Raw genomic sequence first — 14431 nt, forward strand, 5'->3', positions numbered from 1 at the left:
ATGTCAGCGACTGCGGTCACGTGAAGCCCGGCTTGCCCTTTCTGGCGCTGTATCGGATCAACGCTAGAAAAGCTTAGAAGCGGCTAGTTCTCCCGGCGCAGCATCCGGCTGACGCCCGCCGCCACCGTCGTCGCCAGGATCCAGCCGGACGCCGTGAAGCCCGCCGCCACCCAGTTGTCCGGGCCGTGCATGTACCACCTCGACTTGTTGCCGAAATCCACGATCGGCACCAGCAGGTCCGCCGTGTAGATCACCGGGTTCCACTGCAGGCCCGTGTCCTGCTGGTTCACCACGCAGCGGCGGCCGTTCGCGATGATCTGGTGGGCCGGGTCCGAGGTGACCCAATGGATGCAGTCGTCGGTGCCCAGGCCGAACCACAGGCTGCCCAGCACCAGCAGCATCAGCAGCCAGCCGAGGGCGCGGACCGGGCGGTAGCCGTAGCCGACCATCGACCTCTGCAGCCAGCTCCACAGGCGCACGCCCGGGCCGAAGAACTTGAAGCCGCGGGCCAGTGCCTCGTACCTGAACTGCTGCTTGCGCAGGGCGACCGTCGACGCGTGCTCTTCGTTGCCCGCCGCGCGGAGCATGTGGGCCAGCTGGTCGTACGGGCCCGGCCGATAGCCGCGCATGGCCTGGCGCAGCAGCTCGATGCGGTGGTCGAGGGCCTTGTCGTCGTCGAGGGGGATGCCGCGGCCCAGCGCGTCGTAGCGGAAGTCCTCCAGCTCGATGCCGCCGGACGCGGCCCAGAACTCGTCGTTGTCGGTCAGCGTTCCGCAGTGCGCGCGGCGCAGCACGATCCGGCCCTCGGGGGAGAAGTTCGGCGTCAGCGTGAACTCGTCCGCCGCGACGTCGCCCGCGTCCAGGGCCACGTGGAACGGGGGCAGCGACTTCAGCTCCGAACCCCGCAGGTCCACGCGCCGCGCGACCTGGGCGCCGTCCAGGTTGACGCCGCCCTCCGCGACGAAGGGGCGGCTGTTGTTGTCGCGCAGCGTCAGGTCGCGACCGATCCGGCCGGTCCGGATGTCGAGCGAGAAACTGCTGGTCGCGCGCAGGCCCGGATCCGTCAGGCGGGTACCGGCCAGGTTGATCGAGCCGCCGACTTCGACGCCTTGCAGCCGCAGGGTGCCGTGGATCGTGGCGTCCGTCAGCTGGAAGTTGCCGGCGATCTTGGACCGGCGGGCCGAGAACACGTCGCGGCCGGGGTGGCGGAACATCGAGTTCCACGCCAGGAAGTTGCCGCCGACCGTGACGTCCGCCAGCCGCAGCTGGCCCGCGGGCACGCGCAGGCTGGTCGCCTCGATGTCGCCGCCGATCTCGGTGCCGTCCAGGTGCAGCGCGCGGTCGTAGTACGGCTGCGACTTGCCGCGCTCGACCCGCACCTCGGCGCCGGCCAGCCGCAGCGAGCCGCCGATGCGGGCGTTGACCATGCGCAGCGTGCCGAGCGCTTGCAGACCGTCCGACAACTCGACGTTGCCGTCGACGCGCAGGCGGTCGGCGACCAGCGCGGGCCGCGGGTCCAGGTACGGGTCGTTGGACTTCCACGCGTCGACGGCGATCGGCCCGTGCTGGGACACCGTCAGCTTCGCTTCGCGCAGCACGATGTCGCTGTCGACCGTGGCGCTCGGCAGGTACACGATCCCGGTGGCGGAGAAGCGTTTGCGCTGGCTGGCCGGCCCGTAGTTGTCGACCTCGCACAGCAGGCTGCCGCCGATGTGCAGGCCGTTGCCGTTGAGCGCGAAGCCGTCCGGGTTGTTCAGCGTGGCGCCCGAAAAGTTGACGTTACCGCCGGTCCGCAGGCCAGGGAGCCGGACTTCGCCGTTCGCGACCATCCGGTAGGCCAGCAGCGCGCCGGTCAGCACGAGCCGGTCGGCCTGGATCGCCTTGCCGTGCGGGTGCGAGATCACCGTGCGGGTCAGCACCATCGACCCTTCGATCACGGCGTCGGTGAGGTTGACCGCCGCGTTCGGCATCCCGCGTTCGCGGTCGTCGCCGCGCTGGACGGTCGTCTCCTCGATCTCGCGGTCGGCGCCGTCGACCTGCACGACGCTGCGGATCAGCCGGACGTCGTTGCGGCTGCGCATGTTGCGGGCCTTGAGCCCGGGCAGCCAGCACTTGCGGAACACGAGCCCGAGCAGGTTGGCCTCACGCACGTCCGGCGGGTGCTCGAACCGGCAGCGCTCGAACCGGAAGAGGTACTTGAGGTCCGCGGCGCGCAGGTCGAGCGTGCCGGTGATGTAGGCGTCCTCGACGTAGACGATCGGCGCGTTCGTGGCCTGCCGCCGCCAGCGCATCAGGCCGGCGTTGCCGGGTTTCAGCAGATCGGCGGCTTTGACTTCATAGCGGCGATCGGGAATACCGGCGAACGGGTCGAGAGGGGGCAGCGCGCTTTCGGTCGTCAAAACACCTGTCCCCCTCTGTCACCCGCTTTGAAAATAGCGAATCCGGACGGTTTCGTCAGGCGTTCGGGTTGAGCACCCGGGCCAGGAACGACTTGGTCCGCTCCTCGCGCGGGCTCCCGATGACCTGGTCGGGCGGGCCCTCTTCGACGACGACGCCGCCGTCCATGAACAGGACCTTGTCCGCCACCTCGCGCGCGAACTGCATTTCGTGCGTGACGACGACCATGGTCATGCCGTCCTTGGCGAGCTGCTTCATCACGCCCAGGACGTCGCCGACGAGTTCCGGGTCCAGCGCGGACGTCGGCTCGTCGAACAGCATCAGCTTCGGCTTCATCGCGAGCGCCCTGGCGATCGCGACGCGCTGCTGCTGGCCACCGGACAGCTGCGCCGGGTAGTTCTTCGCCTTGTCGCCGAGGCCGACGCGGTCCAGCAGCTCCAGCGCGCGTTCCCGCACCTGGGACTTCGGCTCGCGGCGCACCTGGATCGGCGCCTCCATGACGTTCTCCAGCGCCGTCATGTGCGGGAAGAGGTTGAAGCGCTGGAACACCATGCCGATGTCCTTGCGCTGGAACGCGACTTCCTTCTCGGGCAGCTCGTGCAGCTTGTCGCCGCGCTGCCGGTAGCCGACCAGCACGCCGTCGACGTAGAGCCGGCCGGCGTCGATCTTCTCGAGGTGGTTGATGCAGCGCAGGAGGGTCGACTTGCCCGAGCCGGACGGCCCGATCAGGCAGAGCACCTCCCGCTCGTTCACCTCGAGGTCGATGCCCTTGAGGACGTCGACGCTGCCGAAGCTCTTGCAGATCCGCTGCGCGGACACCACGGGGGTCATGTGACGTTCCCTCCACCCCGGCTGAACAGTTTCGCCGCCCAGCCCTGGCGCTGCACCACGTCCCGCGAGGTGCCGCGCGAGAACCGCTTCTCGATCTGGATCTGGACCAGCGTCAGCACCGACGTCATGAACAGGTACCAGACCGCGGCGACGATGAGCAGCGGCACGGTCTTCAGGTTCTGCGAGTAGATGGTCTGCGCCGCGACCATCAGCTCGAAGTACCCGATCGCCACGACCAGCGACGTCGTCTTCAGCATCGAGATCGTCTCGTTGCCGGTCGGCGGGATGATCACCCGCATCGCCTGCGGCAGGATGATCCGCCGCAGGGTCTTGGTGCGGTTCATCCCCAGCGCGCTCGCCGCTTCCAGCTGGCCGGAGTCGACCGACTGGATGCCACCGCGCACGATCTCGGCCATGTACGCGGCTTCGTTGAGGCCGAGGCCGAGCAGCGACGCCGTGAACTGCGTGATCAGCAGGTTGGTGTCCCAGCTGACGAACGTCGGCCCGAACGGGATGCCGAGCCCGATCCGCGAGTAGGCCAGGCCGAGGAAGTTCCAGATGATCAGCTGCGTGATCAGCGGCGTCCCGCGGAACAGCCAGATGTAGATGGCCGCCGCGCCCGAGGTGAGCGGGTTCGGCGAAAGCCGCATGACGGCCAGCAGGATCCCGCCGACGATGCCGATCAGCATCGAGATCACCGTCAGGATCAGCGTGTTCTGCAGGCCGCGCAGGATCCGGTCGTCGAAGAGGTAGTCCCCGACGACCGGCCACTGCAGGGCGTCGTTCGTGATCACGCTGCGGACCACGATGAACGCCAGGAACAGGATGATCACCCCGGCCACCCAGCGCCCGTAGTGGCGCACCGGGATGGCCTTGATGGACTCGGCGTCGTTCGGCGCCTCGGGGGGAGGCGCTTCGGAGGAGCTCACGAACTCAGTCCTTTTGACTCAGGAAGCCGGGTTGATCTCCGACTTGGTGACCGCACCGGCCGAGGACAGACCCCACTTGTCGAGGATCTTCTTGTAGGCGCCGCTGTCGATGAGCTTCTGGACCGCGCCCTGGACGGCCTTGCCGAAGTCGCCGCTGTTCTTCCCGAGCACGATGCCGTAGGGGGCGGTGTCGTAGGGCTCGCCGACGACCTCGAGCGCGCCGTTCGTCTGCTTCACGGCGTAGTCGATGACCGGGGAGTCGGCCAGCTCGGCCTGCACGCGCTTCGCGGTGAGGGCCAGGTTGACGTCGGTCTGGGCCTGCAGCTGCGTGATCTCGATGGCCGGCTTCCCGCCGCCGGTGCAGGCGGCGTTCTTCTTGTCGAGGTCCTCGACCTGGGTGGTGCCCTTCTGCACGGCGACCTTCTTGCCGCACAGGTCGTCGACCTTGATGCCGTCCGGGTTGCCCTTCAGCACGCCCAGCGAGGTGCCGGCCTTGTAGTACGAGATCATGTCGACCGTCTGCAGCCGCTCGCTCGTGATGCTGAACGACGACATCGCCATCTCGTACTTCTTCGAGCCGATGCCGGGGATGATGCCGTCGAACGAGGCGTTCTGGAACTCCATCTGCACGCCGAGCACCTGCCCGATGGCGGTGCCGAGGTCGACGTCGAAGCCGGCCGCCTTGCCGTTGTCCTGGAACTCGTTCGGCGGGTAGCTCTGGTCCTGCCCGACCAGGATCTTGCCGTCGGTCTTGACGTCCGCCGGGACCATGGCGGCGAGCGCGTCGTCCTTGGCGACCGTGCCCACGTCACCCGAACCGGTGCCGGGCGCCGCGGCGGAGCTGCTCGTGCCGACGTCGCCGGCGCCACTCCCGCCCGCTCCGCAGGCCACGGTCAGGCCGACCAGGGCGAACGCAGGCAGCATCGCGAGCGCCTTGAGTTGGGTTCCTCGGGCCACGTCGTCACTCCTCGTAGTTCTCAGTTCGTGAGAGCACGCATATTGCCACTCATCCATACCAAAGCACAGCACTGTCGAGTTACAGCGACGTTTCGCACCGCGCCCACCGCTGTGCGAGTGTCGCGCACGAAGGGGCACGTGCGTCAGGATGTCGTTCATGAACGCCACCCCGCCCCGGCTGCCCCCGTCCGGTCGACGCGCGAGGAAGGCGGCGACCAGCCGGATCACCCGGCCGGGGGCCCGGTTCGAGGGCTACCTCGCCCCGGACCGGCCGCACGCCGGGGCCTACGACGAGATGTTCGCCGCCGACGGCACGGTCCGCGGTCCGTACCGCGCGCTGTACGAGTCGATCGCCGCGCTGGACGCGCACGACCTGCAGTCGCGGTCGCAGGCGCTCGACCGGGCGATGGTCGACCAGGGCATCACGTTCTCGCTGTCCGGGCAGGAGCGGCCGTTCCCCCTGGACCTGGTGCCGCGGGTGATCCAGGCCGCCGAGTGGACGAAGCTCGAACGCGGGGTGGCCCAGCGCGTCCGCGCGCTCGAAGCGTTCCTCGCCGACGTCTACGGCGACCGGCAGATCCTGCGCGACGGCGTCCTGCCGCGGCGGCTGATCACGTCGTGCGAGCACTTCCACCGGGAGGCGTACGGCATCACCCCGCCGAACGGCGTGCGCATCCACGTGTCCGGGGTGGACCTGGTGCGCGACGAAGAGGGCACGTTCCGGGTGCTGGAGGACAACCTCCGCAACCCGTCCGGGGTGTCGTACGTGATGGAGAACCGGCGCACGATGGCGCGGGTCTTCCCGGACCTGTTCGCCCAGCACCGGGTGCGCCCGGTCGGTGACTACGCGTCGCACCTGCTGCGGGCGCTGCGCGCGGCGTCCGCGGCGAACGTCGCCGACCCGATGGTCGTCGTGCTCACGCCCGGCGTCCACAACTCGGCGTACTTCGAACACTCGCTGCTGGCCCGGCTGATGGGCGTCGAGCTGGTCGAAGGCCGCGACATGTTCTGCCGCGACAACGTCGTCTACCTGCGGACGACCGAGGGCGAGCGCCAGGTCGACGTCATCTACCGGCGGATCGACGACGGGTTCCTCGATCCGGTGCACTACCGGCCGGACTCGGTGCTCGGCATCGCCGGCGTCCTCAACGCGGCGCGCGCGGGCAACGTCGTGGTCGCGAACGCCGTCGGCAACGGCGTCGGCGACGACAAGCTCGTCTACACCTACGTGCCGGAAATGGTGAAGTACTACCTGAACGAGAAGCCGCTGCTGCCCAATGTGGACACCTTCCGGTGCTGGCTGCCGGACGAGTTCGACCACGTCATGGCGCACCTCGACGAACTGGTGGTCAAGCCGGTCGAGGGCTCCGGCGGCTACGGGATCGTGTTCGGGCCGGAGGCGACCGCGGCGGAACTGGCGACGCTGCGGCGGAAGGTGCGGGCCAACCGGCGCGGCTGGATCGCGCAGCCGGTGGTCCAGCTCTCGACCGTGCCGGCCAAGGTGGACGACCGGCTCGCGCCGCGGCACGTCGACCTGCGGCCGTTCGCCGTCAACGACGGCAAGGACATCTTCGTACTGCCCGGCGGCCTGACGCGGGTGGCGCTGCCGGAGGGCAGCCTGGTCGTCAACTCGTCGCAGGGCGGCGGCTCGAAGGACACGTGGGTGCTCGCGTCCCGCGCGTCGACGGCCGAGCGGGAGCTGGAGCAGCCCGCGCTCGGCGCGATGTCCACTGTGGACGGCCTGGTCGCCGAACAGGGGCCTGAGCTGACGTCGTCCCAGCAGCAGCAGCAGCAGCAGAGCTAGGGAGGTTCGAAGTGCTGGCACGCAACGCGGAGTCGCTGTACTGGATCGGCCGGTACGTCGAACGCGCCGACGACACCTCCCGCATCCTCAACGTCTCGGTCCACCAGCTGCTGGAGGACGCGACCGTCGACCCGGACCACGCGAGCCGCCAGCTGCTGGCCGTCCTGGGCATCGACACCCCCGACGGGGACGCGCTCGACGTCTGGAAGCTGACCGAGCTGGTGGCGTACGCGAAGGACAACCCCGCGTCGATCGTCGGCTCGATCAACTCGGCGCGCGAGAACACCCGCGGCGCGCGCGAAGTCGTCCCGACCGAGCTGTGGGAATGCCTGAACGCGACGTGGAACGCGGTGCCGGACCGGCAGCGCTACGCCCGGCGCGCGGGCCCGCACGCGTTCCTGTCGTTCGTGGAAGAGCGCGCGGCGATGTTCGCCGGCCTCGCCGACTCGACGATGAGCCGCGACGACGGCTGGCTGTTCATGGTGCTCGGCCGCTCGATCGAACGCGCCGACATGGTCGTGCGGCTGCTGCTGTCCCGCGTCGCGGACCGCGCGTCGTCGCCGGGCTGGATCACGGTGCTCCGCTCGGCCGGCGCGCAGGACACGTACCTGAGGACGTACCGGGGCGCGCTGGACGCCGGCCGCGTCGTGCAGTTCCTGTTGCGGGACACGCTGTTCCCGCGGTCGGTGTTCCACGCGCTGCGGCAGGCCGAGGAGTGCCTGCAGCGGCTCGACCCGGGCGGCGGCTCGCGCAGCAACGAGAAGTCCGAAGCGCTGCGCCAGCTCGGCCGGGCCCGCAGCGAACTGGAGTTCCTCCGCCCGTCGGACCTGCTGACCGACCTGCCCCGGCGGCTCGGCTCGTTGCAGACGACGATCAAGGAGATCGGGGAAGCGGTGTCGTTGCAGTACTTCAGCACGTCCCCGTGGGTGGCGTGGAGCGGTGCGGAGGTTTCCCTGTGACGTGGCAGCTGCGCGTGGCGCACCGGACCGGGTACCGGTACGCGACCCCGGCGACGCAGTCGTACAACGAGGCCCGCCTGACCCCGCGCTCGGACCGCCGCCAGACGACGGTCGCGACGCGCATCGAGACGGCGCCGGCGACGCGCGCGTACCGGTACACGGACTACTGGGGCACGGTCGTGACGTCGTTCGACCTCCACGCGCCGCACACCGAGTTCACGGTGCTCGCGACGTCGGTGGTCGAGACGGCGGACGAGGCGGAACCGATCCGCACGGCGACGTGGAAGGACCTGCGCTCCGAAACGGTCATCGACCACCGCACCGAGTACCTGACCCCGACCGACTACACCCCGCGCGACGTCTCACTGGCGCGCGAAGCCCGTTCGCTGCGGACCGGGCTGGATCCGGCGGACGCGGTGCTGGCGGTCTGCGAGTGGGTGAACAAGCAGCTCAAGTACCAACCGGGCACGACGGGCGTCCACTCGACGGCGACCGACGCGTGGCAGGCACGCGAAGGCGTGTGCCAGGACTTCGCGCACGTGACGCTGGTGATGCTGCGGGCGATCGGCATCCCGGCCCGCTACGTGTCGGGCTACCTGCACACGAAGCCGGACGCGAAGCTCGGCGAGGTGGTGGAAGGCGAATCCCACGCCTGGGTCGACGTCTGGACCGGCGGCTGGTGGGCGTACGACCCGACGAACGCGATCCCGGTCGGCCCGCGCCACGTGTGGGTGGCGATGGGCCGGGACTACGCGGACGTGGCCCCGTTGAAGGGCATCTTCACCGGGGGCGGGCAGTCCACTTTGGACGTCTCGGTCCACCTGACCCGGCTGGCTTAGCGCAAGAAGGTCCCGCCCGCGGCTTCGGCCACCTCCGGGCCCAGCGCGGACGCCGGCGTGTGCACGCCCGGTTTGCCTTCGCCGCGGGCCAGGCGGGCCGCGACCTCGGCCACCACCGACGTCGTGAAGTCCATCGCCTCGCCCGCGCGGAGCCAGCCTTCGCGCGTCGTGCCGTCCGGCCACGTGACCACCGCGTGGCCCCAAGTGTGCTGACGAGGGCGGGGCGCCGGCTTCGTGCGGATCGCGGCGAGCCGCCGGACGGCGAAGCGGCGCACGGCCGGGATCGACACCAGCCGCGCGAGCAGCGGGAGCAGGGCCCGGACCAGCGGGGCGGTCGGGGCGAGCCCGGAGAAGACCGTGACGTCCGGTGCGCCGCTCGCGCGCTGGGCGGCGATCAGCTCACCCGAGGGGATGCTCGCCACCGTCACCGTCTCGCCGTCGGGCAGGACGACGGCACGCGGGCTCGCGCCTCCGGCCGAGACCGCGGTCAGGCCGTCGACGATGCTGGCGGCCAGTGCGATCCCGACGGTCCCGCCCTCGGACGCCACGGAGGCCAGCGCGTCGACCTGCACGCGGCTCGGCGTGTCCCGCCCTTCGCACAGCTTCGCGACGACGGCTTCCGTGGCCAGGACGCCGAAGCCGGCGCCGGTCACGAACGTGCTGCCGCCGGCCAGCGCCTCTTCGTGCAGGTCGAGCAGCCGCCGCACCGAAACCAGGTCCGCGGCCAGGTCGATGTAGTGCCCGCCGGGCAGGCAGGCCCGTGCGAGCGTCGCGGCCGTGGCGGCGTACTCGCCGATCGTGTTGACGACCACCGTCGGCCGCTGCCGCCGGATCTCGGCCGCGATGGCTTCGGCGCCGTCGGCGACGACGTACTTCGAGCCGCTCGCCGCCAGCCGTTCGCGGTTGCGGCCGACCAGCACGACCGGCAGGCCGCGGGCCACCAGCTCGGCGGTGATCCCGCGGCCGGTCCGGCCCAGGGCTCCGAGCACCCAGATCTCCATGTCGACCTCCAGTGATGTCTCAGTGTGTCATCACTGAGGCTAGCACGTGACAACACACTGAGACATCACCAGTTAGACTGCGCTCGTGGCCAGATGGGATCCCGGGACCGCGGACCGGCTGCGGAAAGCCGCGCTGGAGCTGTACGCCGAGCACGGGTACGACGCCGTGACCGTGACGCAGATCGCCGAACGCGCCGGGATCACCCGCCGCTCGTACTTCCGCTACTTCCCCGACAAGCGCGAAGTCCTCTTCGCCGGTTCGGAGCAGCTGCCGCCCGCGGTGGCCGAAGCCATCGGGGCCGCCGAAGACGCCGGGTCGCCGCTGCGCACGGTTCTCGCGGCACTCGTCGACGTCGGCACGCAGGTCACGCGGCTGGTCGACCCGTCACCCGAGCGGCGGGCCGTGATCGCCTCGAGCGCCGAACTCCGCGAACGCGAGCGGAGCAAGGCGGCCGCGATCGCCACCGCGATCCGCGAGGCCCTCGAACGCCGAGGCACCCCGCCTGAGCAGGCGAAAGCGGCCGCGCAGGTCGCGGCGATCGTCTTCGGCGACGCGTTCGACCGCTGGATCGACGCGGCCGGGGAGCGGGACTTCCCGGCGTGCCTGGAGACGGCCGTCGCGACCGTGCGCGAAGCCTGCCGATAGAGCGGCACTTTCACGTGAAAGTGACCTGGAGGGGCCTCCGGATCACTTTCACGTGAAAGTGCGCGTCAGCCGCGGGCGTGCGCGTCCAGGATGTGCGCGACGGCCTCGGTGACCTGCTGCGCGTAGTCCAGGTGCAGCCACTCGTCCGGCACGTGGATGTTCGAGTCCGACCCGCAGGCGCCGGTGACCAGGAACTGCGCCGCCGGGTACTTCCGCGAGAGCAGGCCCATGAACGGGATCGAGCCGCCCATGCCGGTCGCGCGGTGCGGACGGCCGAAGACCTCGTCGCTGACCGTGCGCAGGGCCGCCGTCAGCCACGGCGCCTCGCTCGGGGCGTTCCAGCCGTTCTCGGACTGCGGGTTGTCGCCGAAGGTGACCTTCGCGCCGTACGGGACGTCGGTGGTCAGGGCCTTCTTCACGGCTTCGAGCGCCTTCTCGGCGTCGGCCGTCGGCGGCAGCCGGAAGCTCAAGGTGAGCGTGGTGCTCTCGCGCAGGACGTTGCCCGCGTCGGCCGGCTTCGGGAAGCCGTCGGCGCCGATCACCGACAGCGTCGGGCGCCACGCGTTGTTGAGCATCAGCTCCAGCGCGTCTTCCGTGATCACGCGCCCGCCTTCGACCAGCGGGAACGCCTTCGCCAGCGCGTCGGGGAAGTCCTTCGAGACGGCTTCGAGCTCGGCCAGCCGGTCCGCCGGGACGTCGACCTTGAGCTCGTCGAGCAGGAGCTCGCCGGTCTCGCTGTCCTCGAGCCGCTCGATCAGGCGCCGCAGCACCCGGAACGAGCTGGCGACCACGCCCGAAGCGACGCCGGAGTGCTGCGCCGAAGCCAGCAGCTGCACGTTGACGTCGAGGTGCAGCATCCCGCGCAGGCTCGTGACCAGCCACAACCGCTCGTAGTCGCTGCCGCCGGCGTCCAGGCAGACGACCAGGGAGACCTCGCCGATCTTGTCGGCCAGGTGCTCGACGTAGGCGGGCAGGTCGGGACTGCCGGACTCCTCGCCGGTCTCCAGCAGCACGACCGTGCGGGCGTGCTCGCCGCCGGCCGCGTGCACGGCTTCGAGCGCCGTCGTCGCCGCGTAGCCGGAGTAGCCGTCGTCGACGGACCCGCGGCCGTACAGCCGCCCGTCGCGGAGCACCGGCGTCCACGGGCCGAGGCCCTCGGACCAGCCACCGACCGGGGGCTGCTTGTCGAGGTGGCCGTACATCAGGACGGTGCCCTTGTCCGTCGCGCCCGGGGTCGCCGGGACGTCGACGAGCAGCAGGGGCGTGCGGTCTTCGAGCTGCACGACCTCGAGGGTGGCGCCGGGCAGGTCGCGCCCGGCGATCCAGGCGCGGACGTGCTCGACGGCGGCGGCGAGGTGGCCGCTCTTCGCCCAGTCGGCGTCGAAGGCCGGGGACAGCGCGGGGATCTCCACGAGCCCGGACAAACTGGACACGACGTCGCCGGTCCAAGCGGACACGACGGATTCACGAACGGATTTCTGCTCCACGCCGCCATCGTGCCACGGGGGTCCCGGCGTGCGGCACATCACAAGGTCGCCACCGGAGGTGCGGAAGCGCTCACGCACGGCTGAGTGATCACCCCGCCGTACCAGGTGAGCGCGCGGACCGACGCCCGACTCTCGCAGGTCCGATGCTCGGGCTTCCTAACGTTTGCCCTGTTCAGCGCCTATTTCTCAGCAACAAATAAGTATCCGTGACTCACCAAAGGGCGGACCATCGTGCCAGGATGTCCGCGTGAACCGTCAACGCCGACGGCGACCGAGCGCTTCGGACCCGATGCGCTGGTCCCCGCCGGTGCAGTCGCTGTGGTCGCCACAAGCGGCCGCCAGAGGCACCGACACGAGGAGTACTGCGCATGCCGTCCGAACAGTGGACGCACCCGGAACCCGGGGACGGGCCCGCCGCCGTGGCGGCCCAGCCCTCCCCGGAGCAGGTCATCGCCGGATTGCGAGCAACCAGCGAAGGTGGCGCTGAGCTGACTCAGCTGCTCACCCCCGAAGGCGAACGGGTGCCCTCGCCCCAGTTCGACAAGTACGTCGACGACATCGACGCCGAAGCCCTGCGCGGCCTGTACCGCGACATGGTGCTGGTGCGGCGGGCCGACCGCGAAGCCAACGCCATGCAGCGCCAGGGCCAGCTCGGCATCTGGGTCCCGCTGCTCGGCCAGGAAGCCGCGCAGATCGGCTCCGGCCGCGCCCTGCGGGCGAACGACATGGCCTTCCCCAGCTACCGCGAGCACGGCGTCGCGTTCGCGCGCGGGGTCGACATGAAGGACCTGCTCGGCATCTTCCGGTGCACCGACCACAGCGGCTGGGACTACCAGCGCCACGGCTTCCACCCGTACACCATCGTGATCGGCAACCAGGTGCTCAACGCCGCCGGCTACGCGATGGGGCAGAAGTTCGAGGGCAAGGTCGGCGACGACGACGGCGAAGCGACGATCGTCTACTTCGGAGACGGCGCGACCTCGCAGGGTGACGTCCACGAAGGGTTCGTCTGGGCCGCGGTCTACGACGCGCCGCTGGTGTTCTTCTGCCAGAACAACCAGTGGGCGATCTCCGAGCCGACCGAGCGCCAGTCGCGCCTGCCGCTGTACCAGCGCGCCCGCGGCTACGGCTTCCCCGGCATCCGCGTCGACGGCAACGACGTCCTCGCCTGCCTCGCGGTGTCCCGCTGGGCGCTCGACGAGTGCCGCCACGGCAACGGCCCGGTGCTGATCGAGGCGTTCACCTACCGCATGGACGCGCACACGACGACCGACGACCCCACCCGCTACCGGCTCTCCGACGAACTGGAGGAGTGGAAGCTGAAGGACCCGATCGAGCGCGTCCGGGCGTTCCTCGCCCGCGGTGGCGGCGCCGACCAGGCGTTCTTCGACGACGTCCAGGCCGAAGCCGACGCGTTCGCGGCCGACCTGCGCGACTACACGTTCAACATGCCGGAACCGCCGCCGGACCGGATCTTCAGCAACGTCTACGCCGAGGGCAACCCGGTGCTGGAGGCGCAGCGCGAAGAGTTCCTGTCCTACCTCGACGGTTTCGCCTCGGCGGGTGAGCACTGATGACCGACCTCCAGAAACTCACCATCGGCAAGGCGCTCAACCTCGGCCTGCGCCGCGCGATGGAAGAAGACCCCAAGGTCCTGATCATGGGCGAGGACGTCGGCAAGCTCGGCGGCGTCTTCCGGATCACCGACGGCCTGCAGAAGGACTTCGGCGAGCAGCGCGTGCTGGACACCCCGCTCGCGGAGTCCGGCATCATCGGCACCGCGGTCGGCCTGGCCGTGCGCGGCTTCCGGCCGGTCTGCGAGATCCAGTTCGAGGGCTTCATCTTCCCCGGCTTCGACCAGATCTCTTCGCAGCTGGCGAAGCTGCACTACCGGACGCAGGGCAAGGTCAAGATGCCCGTCGTGATCCGGGTGCCGTTCGGCGGCGGGATCGGCGCGGTCGAGCACCACTCGGAGTCGCCGGAGTCGCTGTTCGCGCACATCCCGGGGCTCAAGGTCGTGTCCATTTCGAACGCCGTCGACGCCTACTGGGGCATCCAGCAGGCGATCAAGTCGGACGACCCGATCCTGTTCTTCGAGCCCAAGCGGCTCTACCACTCGGGCGCGCTGCGCGCGGAGATCGACACCGACGGCACCGCGCCGCCGGTGTTCTCCTCGCAGGTCGTCCGCGAGGGCACGACCGCGACGGTCGTCGCGTACGGCCCTTCCGTGAAGGTCGCCCTCGACGCGGCCGCCGCGGCCGAGGACGAAGGCCACTCGCTCGAGGTCGTCGACCTGCGCACGCTCTCGCCGCTGGACCTCGGCCCGGTGTTCGAGTCGGTGCGCAAGACCGGACGGCTGATCGCGCTGTCGGAGGCGCCGTCCGAGTCGTCGCTGACCTCGGAGATCGCCGCCCGGGTGCAGCAGGAGTGCTTCTACTCGCTGGAAGCGCCAGTGCTGCGGGTGACCGGGTTCGACACGCCGTACCCGCCGGCCAAGCTCGAGGAGCACTACCTCCCCGACCTGGACCGGGTGCTGCACGCCGTCGACCGCTCGCTCGCCTGGTAAGGGGGACCTCCGCGC

12 protein-coding genes are annotated in these 14431 nt (G+C 70.2%); 6 read left to right on the plus strand and 6 right to left on the minus strand.

Features of this window, described 5'->3' with window-relative positions:
* Window positions 1-83: 83 nt before the first annotated feature.
* The 4 genes from AB5J73_RS11280 to AB5J73_RS11295 are packed head-to-tail and all read right to left on the minus strand — an operon-like array spanning window position 84 to window position 5081.
* Window positions 84-2399: an oxidoreductase gene (locus AB5J73_RS11280; RefSeq protein WP_370969637.1), complete on the minus strand. Its 2316-nt coding sequence runs from the start codon at window positions 2397-2399 to the stop codon at window positions 84-86.
* Window positions 2400-2454: 55 nt separating this feature from the next.
* The gene (locus AB5J73_RS11285) at window positions 2455-3228 is read right to left on the minus strand and encodes an amino acid ABC transporter ATP-binding protein (RefSeq protein ID WP_370969638.1); all 774 of its coding nucleotides are present in this window, start codon (window positions 3226-3228) and stop codon (window positions 2455-2457) included.
* Entirely contained in the window at window positions 3225-4157 is a 933-nt protein-coding gene (locus AB5J73_RS11290) for an amino acid ABC transporter permease (protein ID WP_370969639.1), read from the minus strand. The genes AB5J73_RS11285 and AB5J73_RS11290 overlap by 4 nt, the downstream gene beginning before the upstream one ends.
* 18 nt (window positions 4158-4175) lie before the next feature.
* A complete protein-coding gene (locus AB5J73_RS11295; protein ID WP_370973076.1) occupies window positions 4176-5081 on the minus strand; it encodes an ABC transporter substrate-binding protein in 906 nt (301 codons plus the stop codon).
* A gap of 181 nt (window positions 5082-5262) precedes the next feature.
* On the opposite strand from AB5J73_RS11295, the gene AB5J73_RS11300 reads away from it, so the two are divergent.
* Genes AB5J73_RS11300 through AB5J73_RS11310 form a run of 3 tightly spaced genes read left to right on the plus strand, consistent with a single transcriptional unit; the run spans window position 5263 to window position 8716 of the window.
* Window positions 5263-6918, plus strand: a complete 1656-nt coding sequence (locus AB5J73_RS11300) for a circularly permuted type 2 ATP-grasp protein (RefSeq protein WP_370969640.1) — start codon at window positions 5263-5265, stop codon at window positions 6916-6918.
* Between the two features lie 11 nt (window positions 6919-6929).
* Entirely contained in the window at window positions 6930-7877 is a 948-nt protein-coding gene (locus AB5J73_RS11305; RefSeq protein WP_370969641.1) for an alpha-E domain-containing protein, read from the plus strand.
* Window positions 7874-8716, plus strand: a complete 843-nt coding sequence (locus tag AB5J73_RS11310) for a transglutaminase domain-containing protein (RefSeq protein WP_370969642.1) — start codon at window positions 7874-7876, stop codon at window positions 8714-8716. The genes AB5J73_RS11305 and AB5J73_RS11310 overlap by 4 nt, the downstream gene beginning before the upstream one ends.
* Here the strand turns inward: AB5J73_RS11310 and AB5J73_RS11315 are convergent.
* A complete protein-coding gene (locus AB5J73_RS11315; protein ID WP_370969643.1) occupies window positions 8713-9717 on the minus strand; it encodes a hypothetical protein in 1005 nt (334 codons plus the stop codon). The two genes, AB5J73_RS11310 and AB5J73_RS11315, sit on opposite strands and share 4 nt — an antisense overlap.
* Window positions 9718-9802: 85 nt before the next feature.
* On the opposite strand from AB5J73_RS11315, the gene AB5J73_RS11320 reads away from it, so the two are divergent.
* Window positions 9803-10363 (plus strand): TetR/AcrR family transcriptional regulator, encoded by a 561-nt coding sequence (locus AB5J73_RS11320; RefSeq protein ID WP_370969644.1) that lies wholly within the window; start codon window positions 9803-9805, stop codon window positions 10361-10363.
* 65 nt (window positions 10364-10428) lie between these two features.
* Here AB5J73_RS11320 and AB5J73_RS11325 read toward each other — a convergent pair whose 3' ends face one another.
* Entirely contained in the window at window positions 10429-11850 is a 1422-nt protein-coding gene (locus AB5J73_RS11325) for a M20/M25/M40 family metallo-hydrolase (protein WP_370969645.1), read from the minus strand.
* A 368-nt stretch (window positions 11851-12218) separates the two neighbouring features.
* Between AB5J73_RS11325 and pdhA the strand changes: the two genes are divergently transcribed.
* Together pdhA and AB5J73_RS11335 are read left to right on the plus strand one after the other, a co-directional pair.
* Window positions 12219-13424: a pyruvate dehydrogenase (acetyl-transferring) E1 component subunit alpha gene (gene pdhA, locus AB5J73_RS11330; protein ID WP_370969646.1), complete on the plus strand. Its 1206-nt coding sequence runs from the start codon at window positions 12219-12221 to the stop codon at window positions 13422-13424.
* Window positions 13424-14416 (plus strand): alpha-ketoacid dehydrogenase subunit beta, encoded by a 993-nt coding sequence (locus tag AB5J73_RS11335; RefSeq protein WP_370969647.1) that lies wholly within the window; start codon window positions 13424-13426, stop codon window positions 14414-14416. The genes pdhA and AB5J73_RS11335 overlap by 1 nt, the downstream gene beginning before the upstream one ends.
* The last annotated feature ends 15 nt before the right edge of the window (window positions 14417-14431 follow it).

It is taken from the genome of Amycolatopsis sp. cg9, assembly GCF_041346945.1.
In the GTDB taxonomy this organism is placed as follows: Bacteria; Actinomycetota; Actinomycetes; order Mycobacteriales; family Pseudonocardiaceae; genus Amycolatopsis.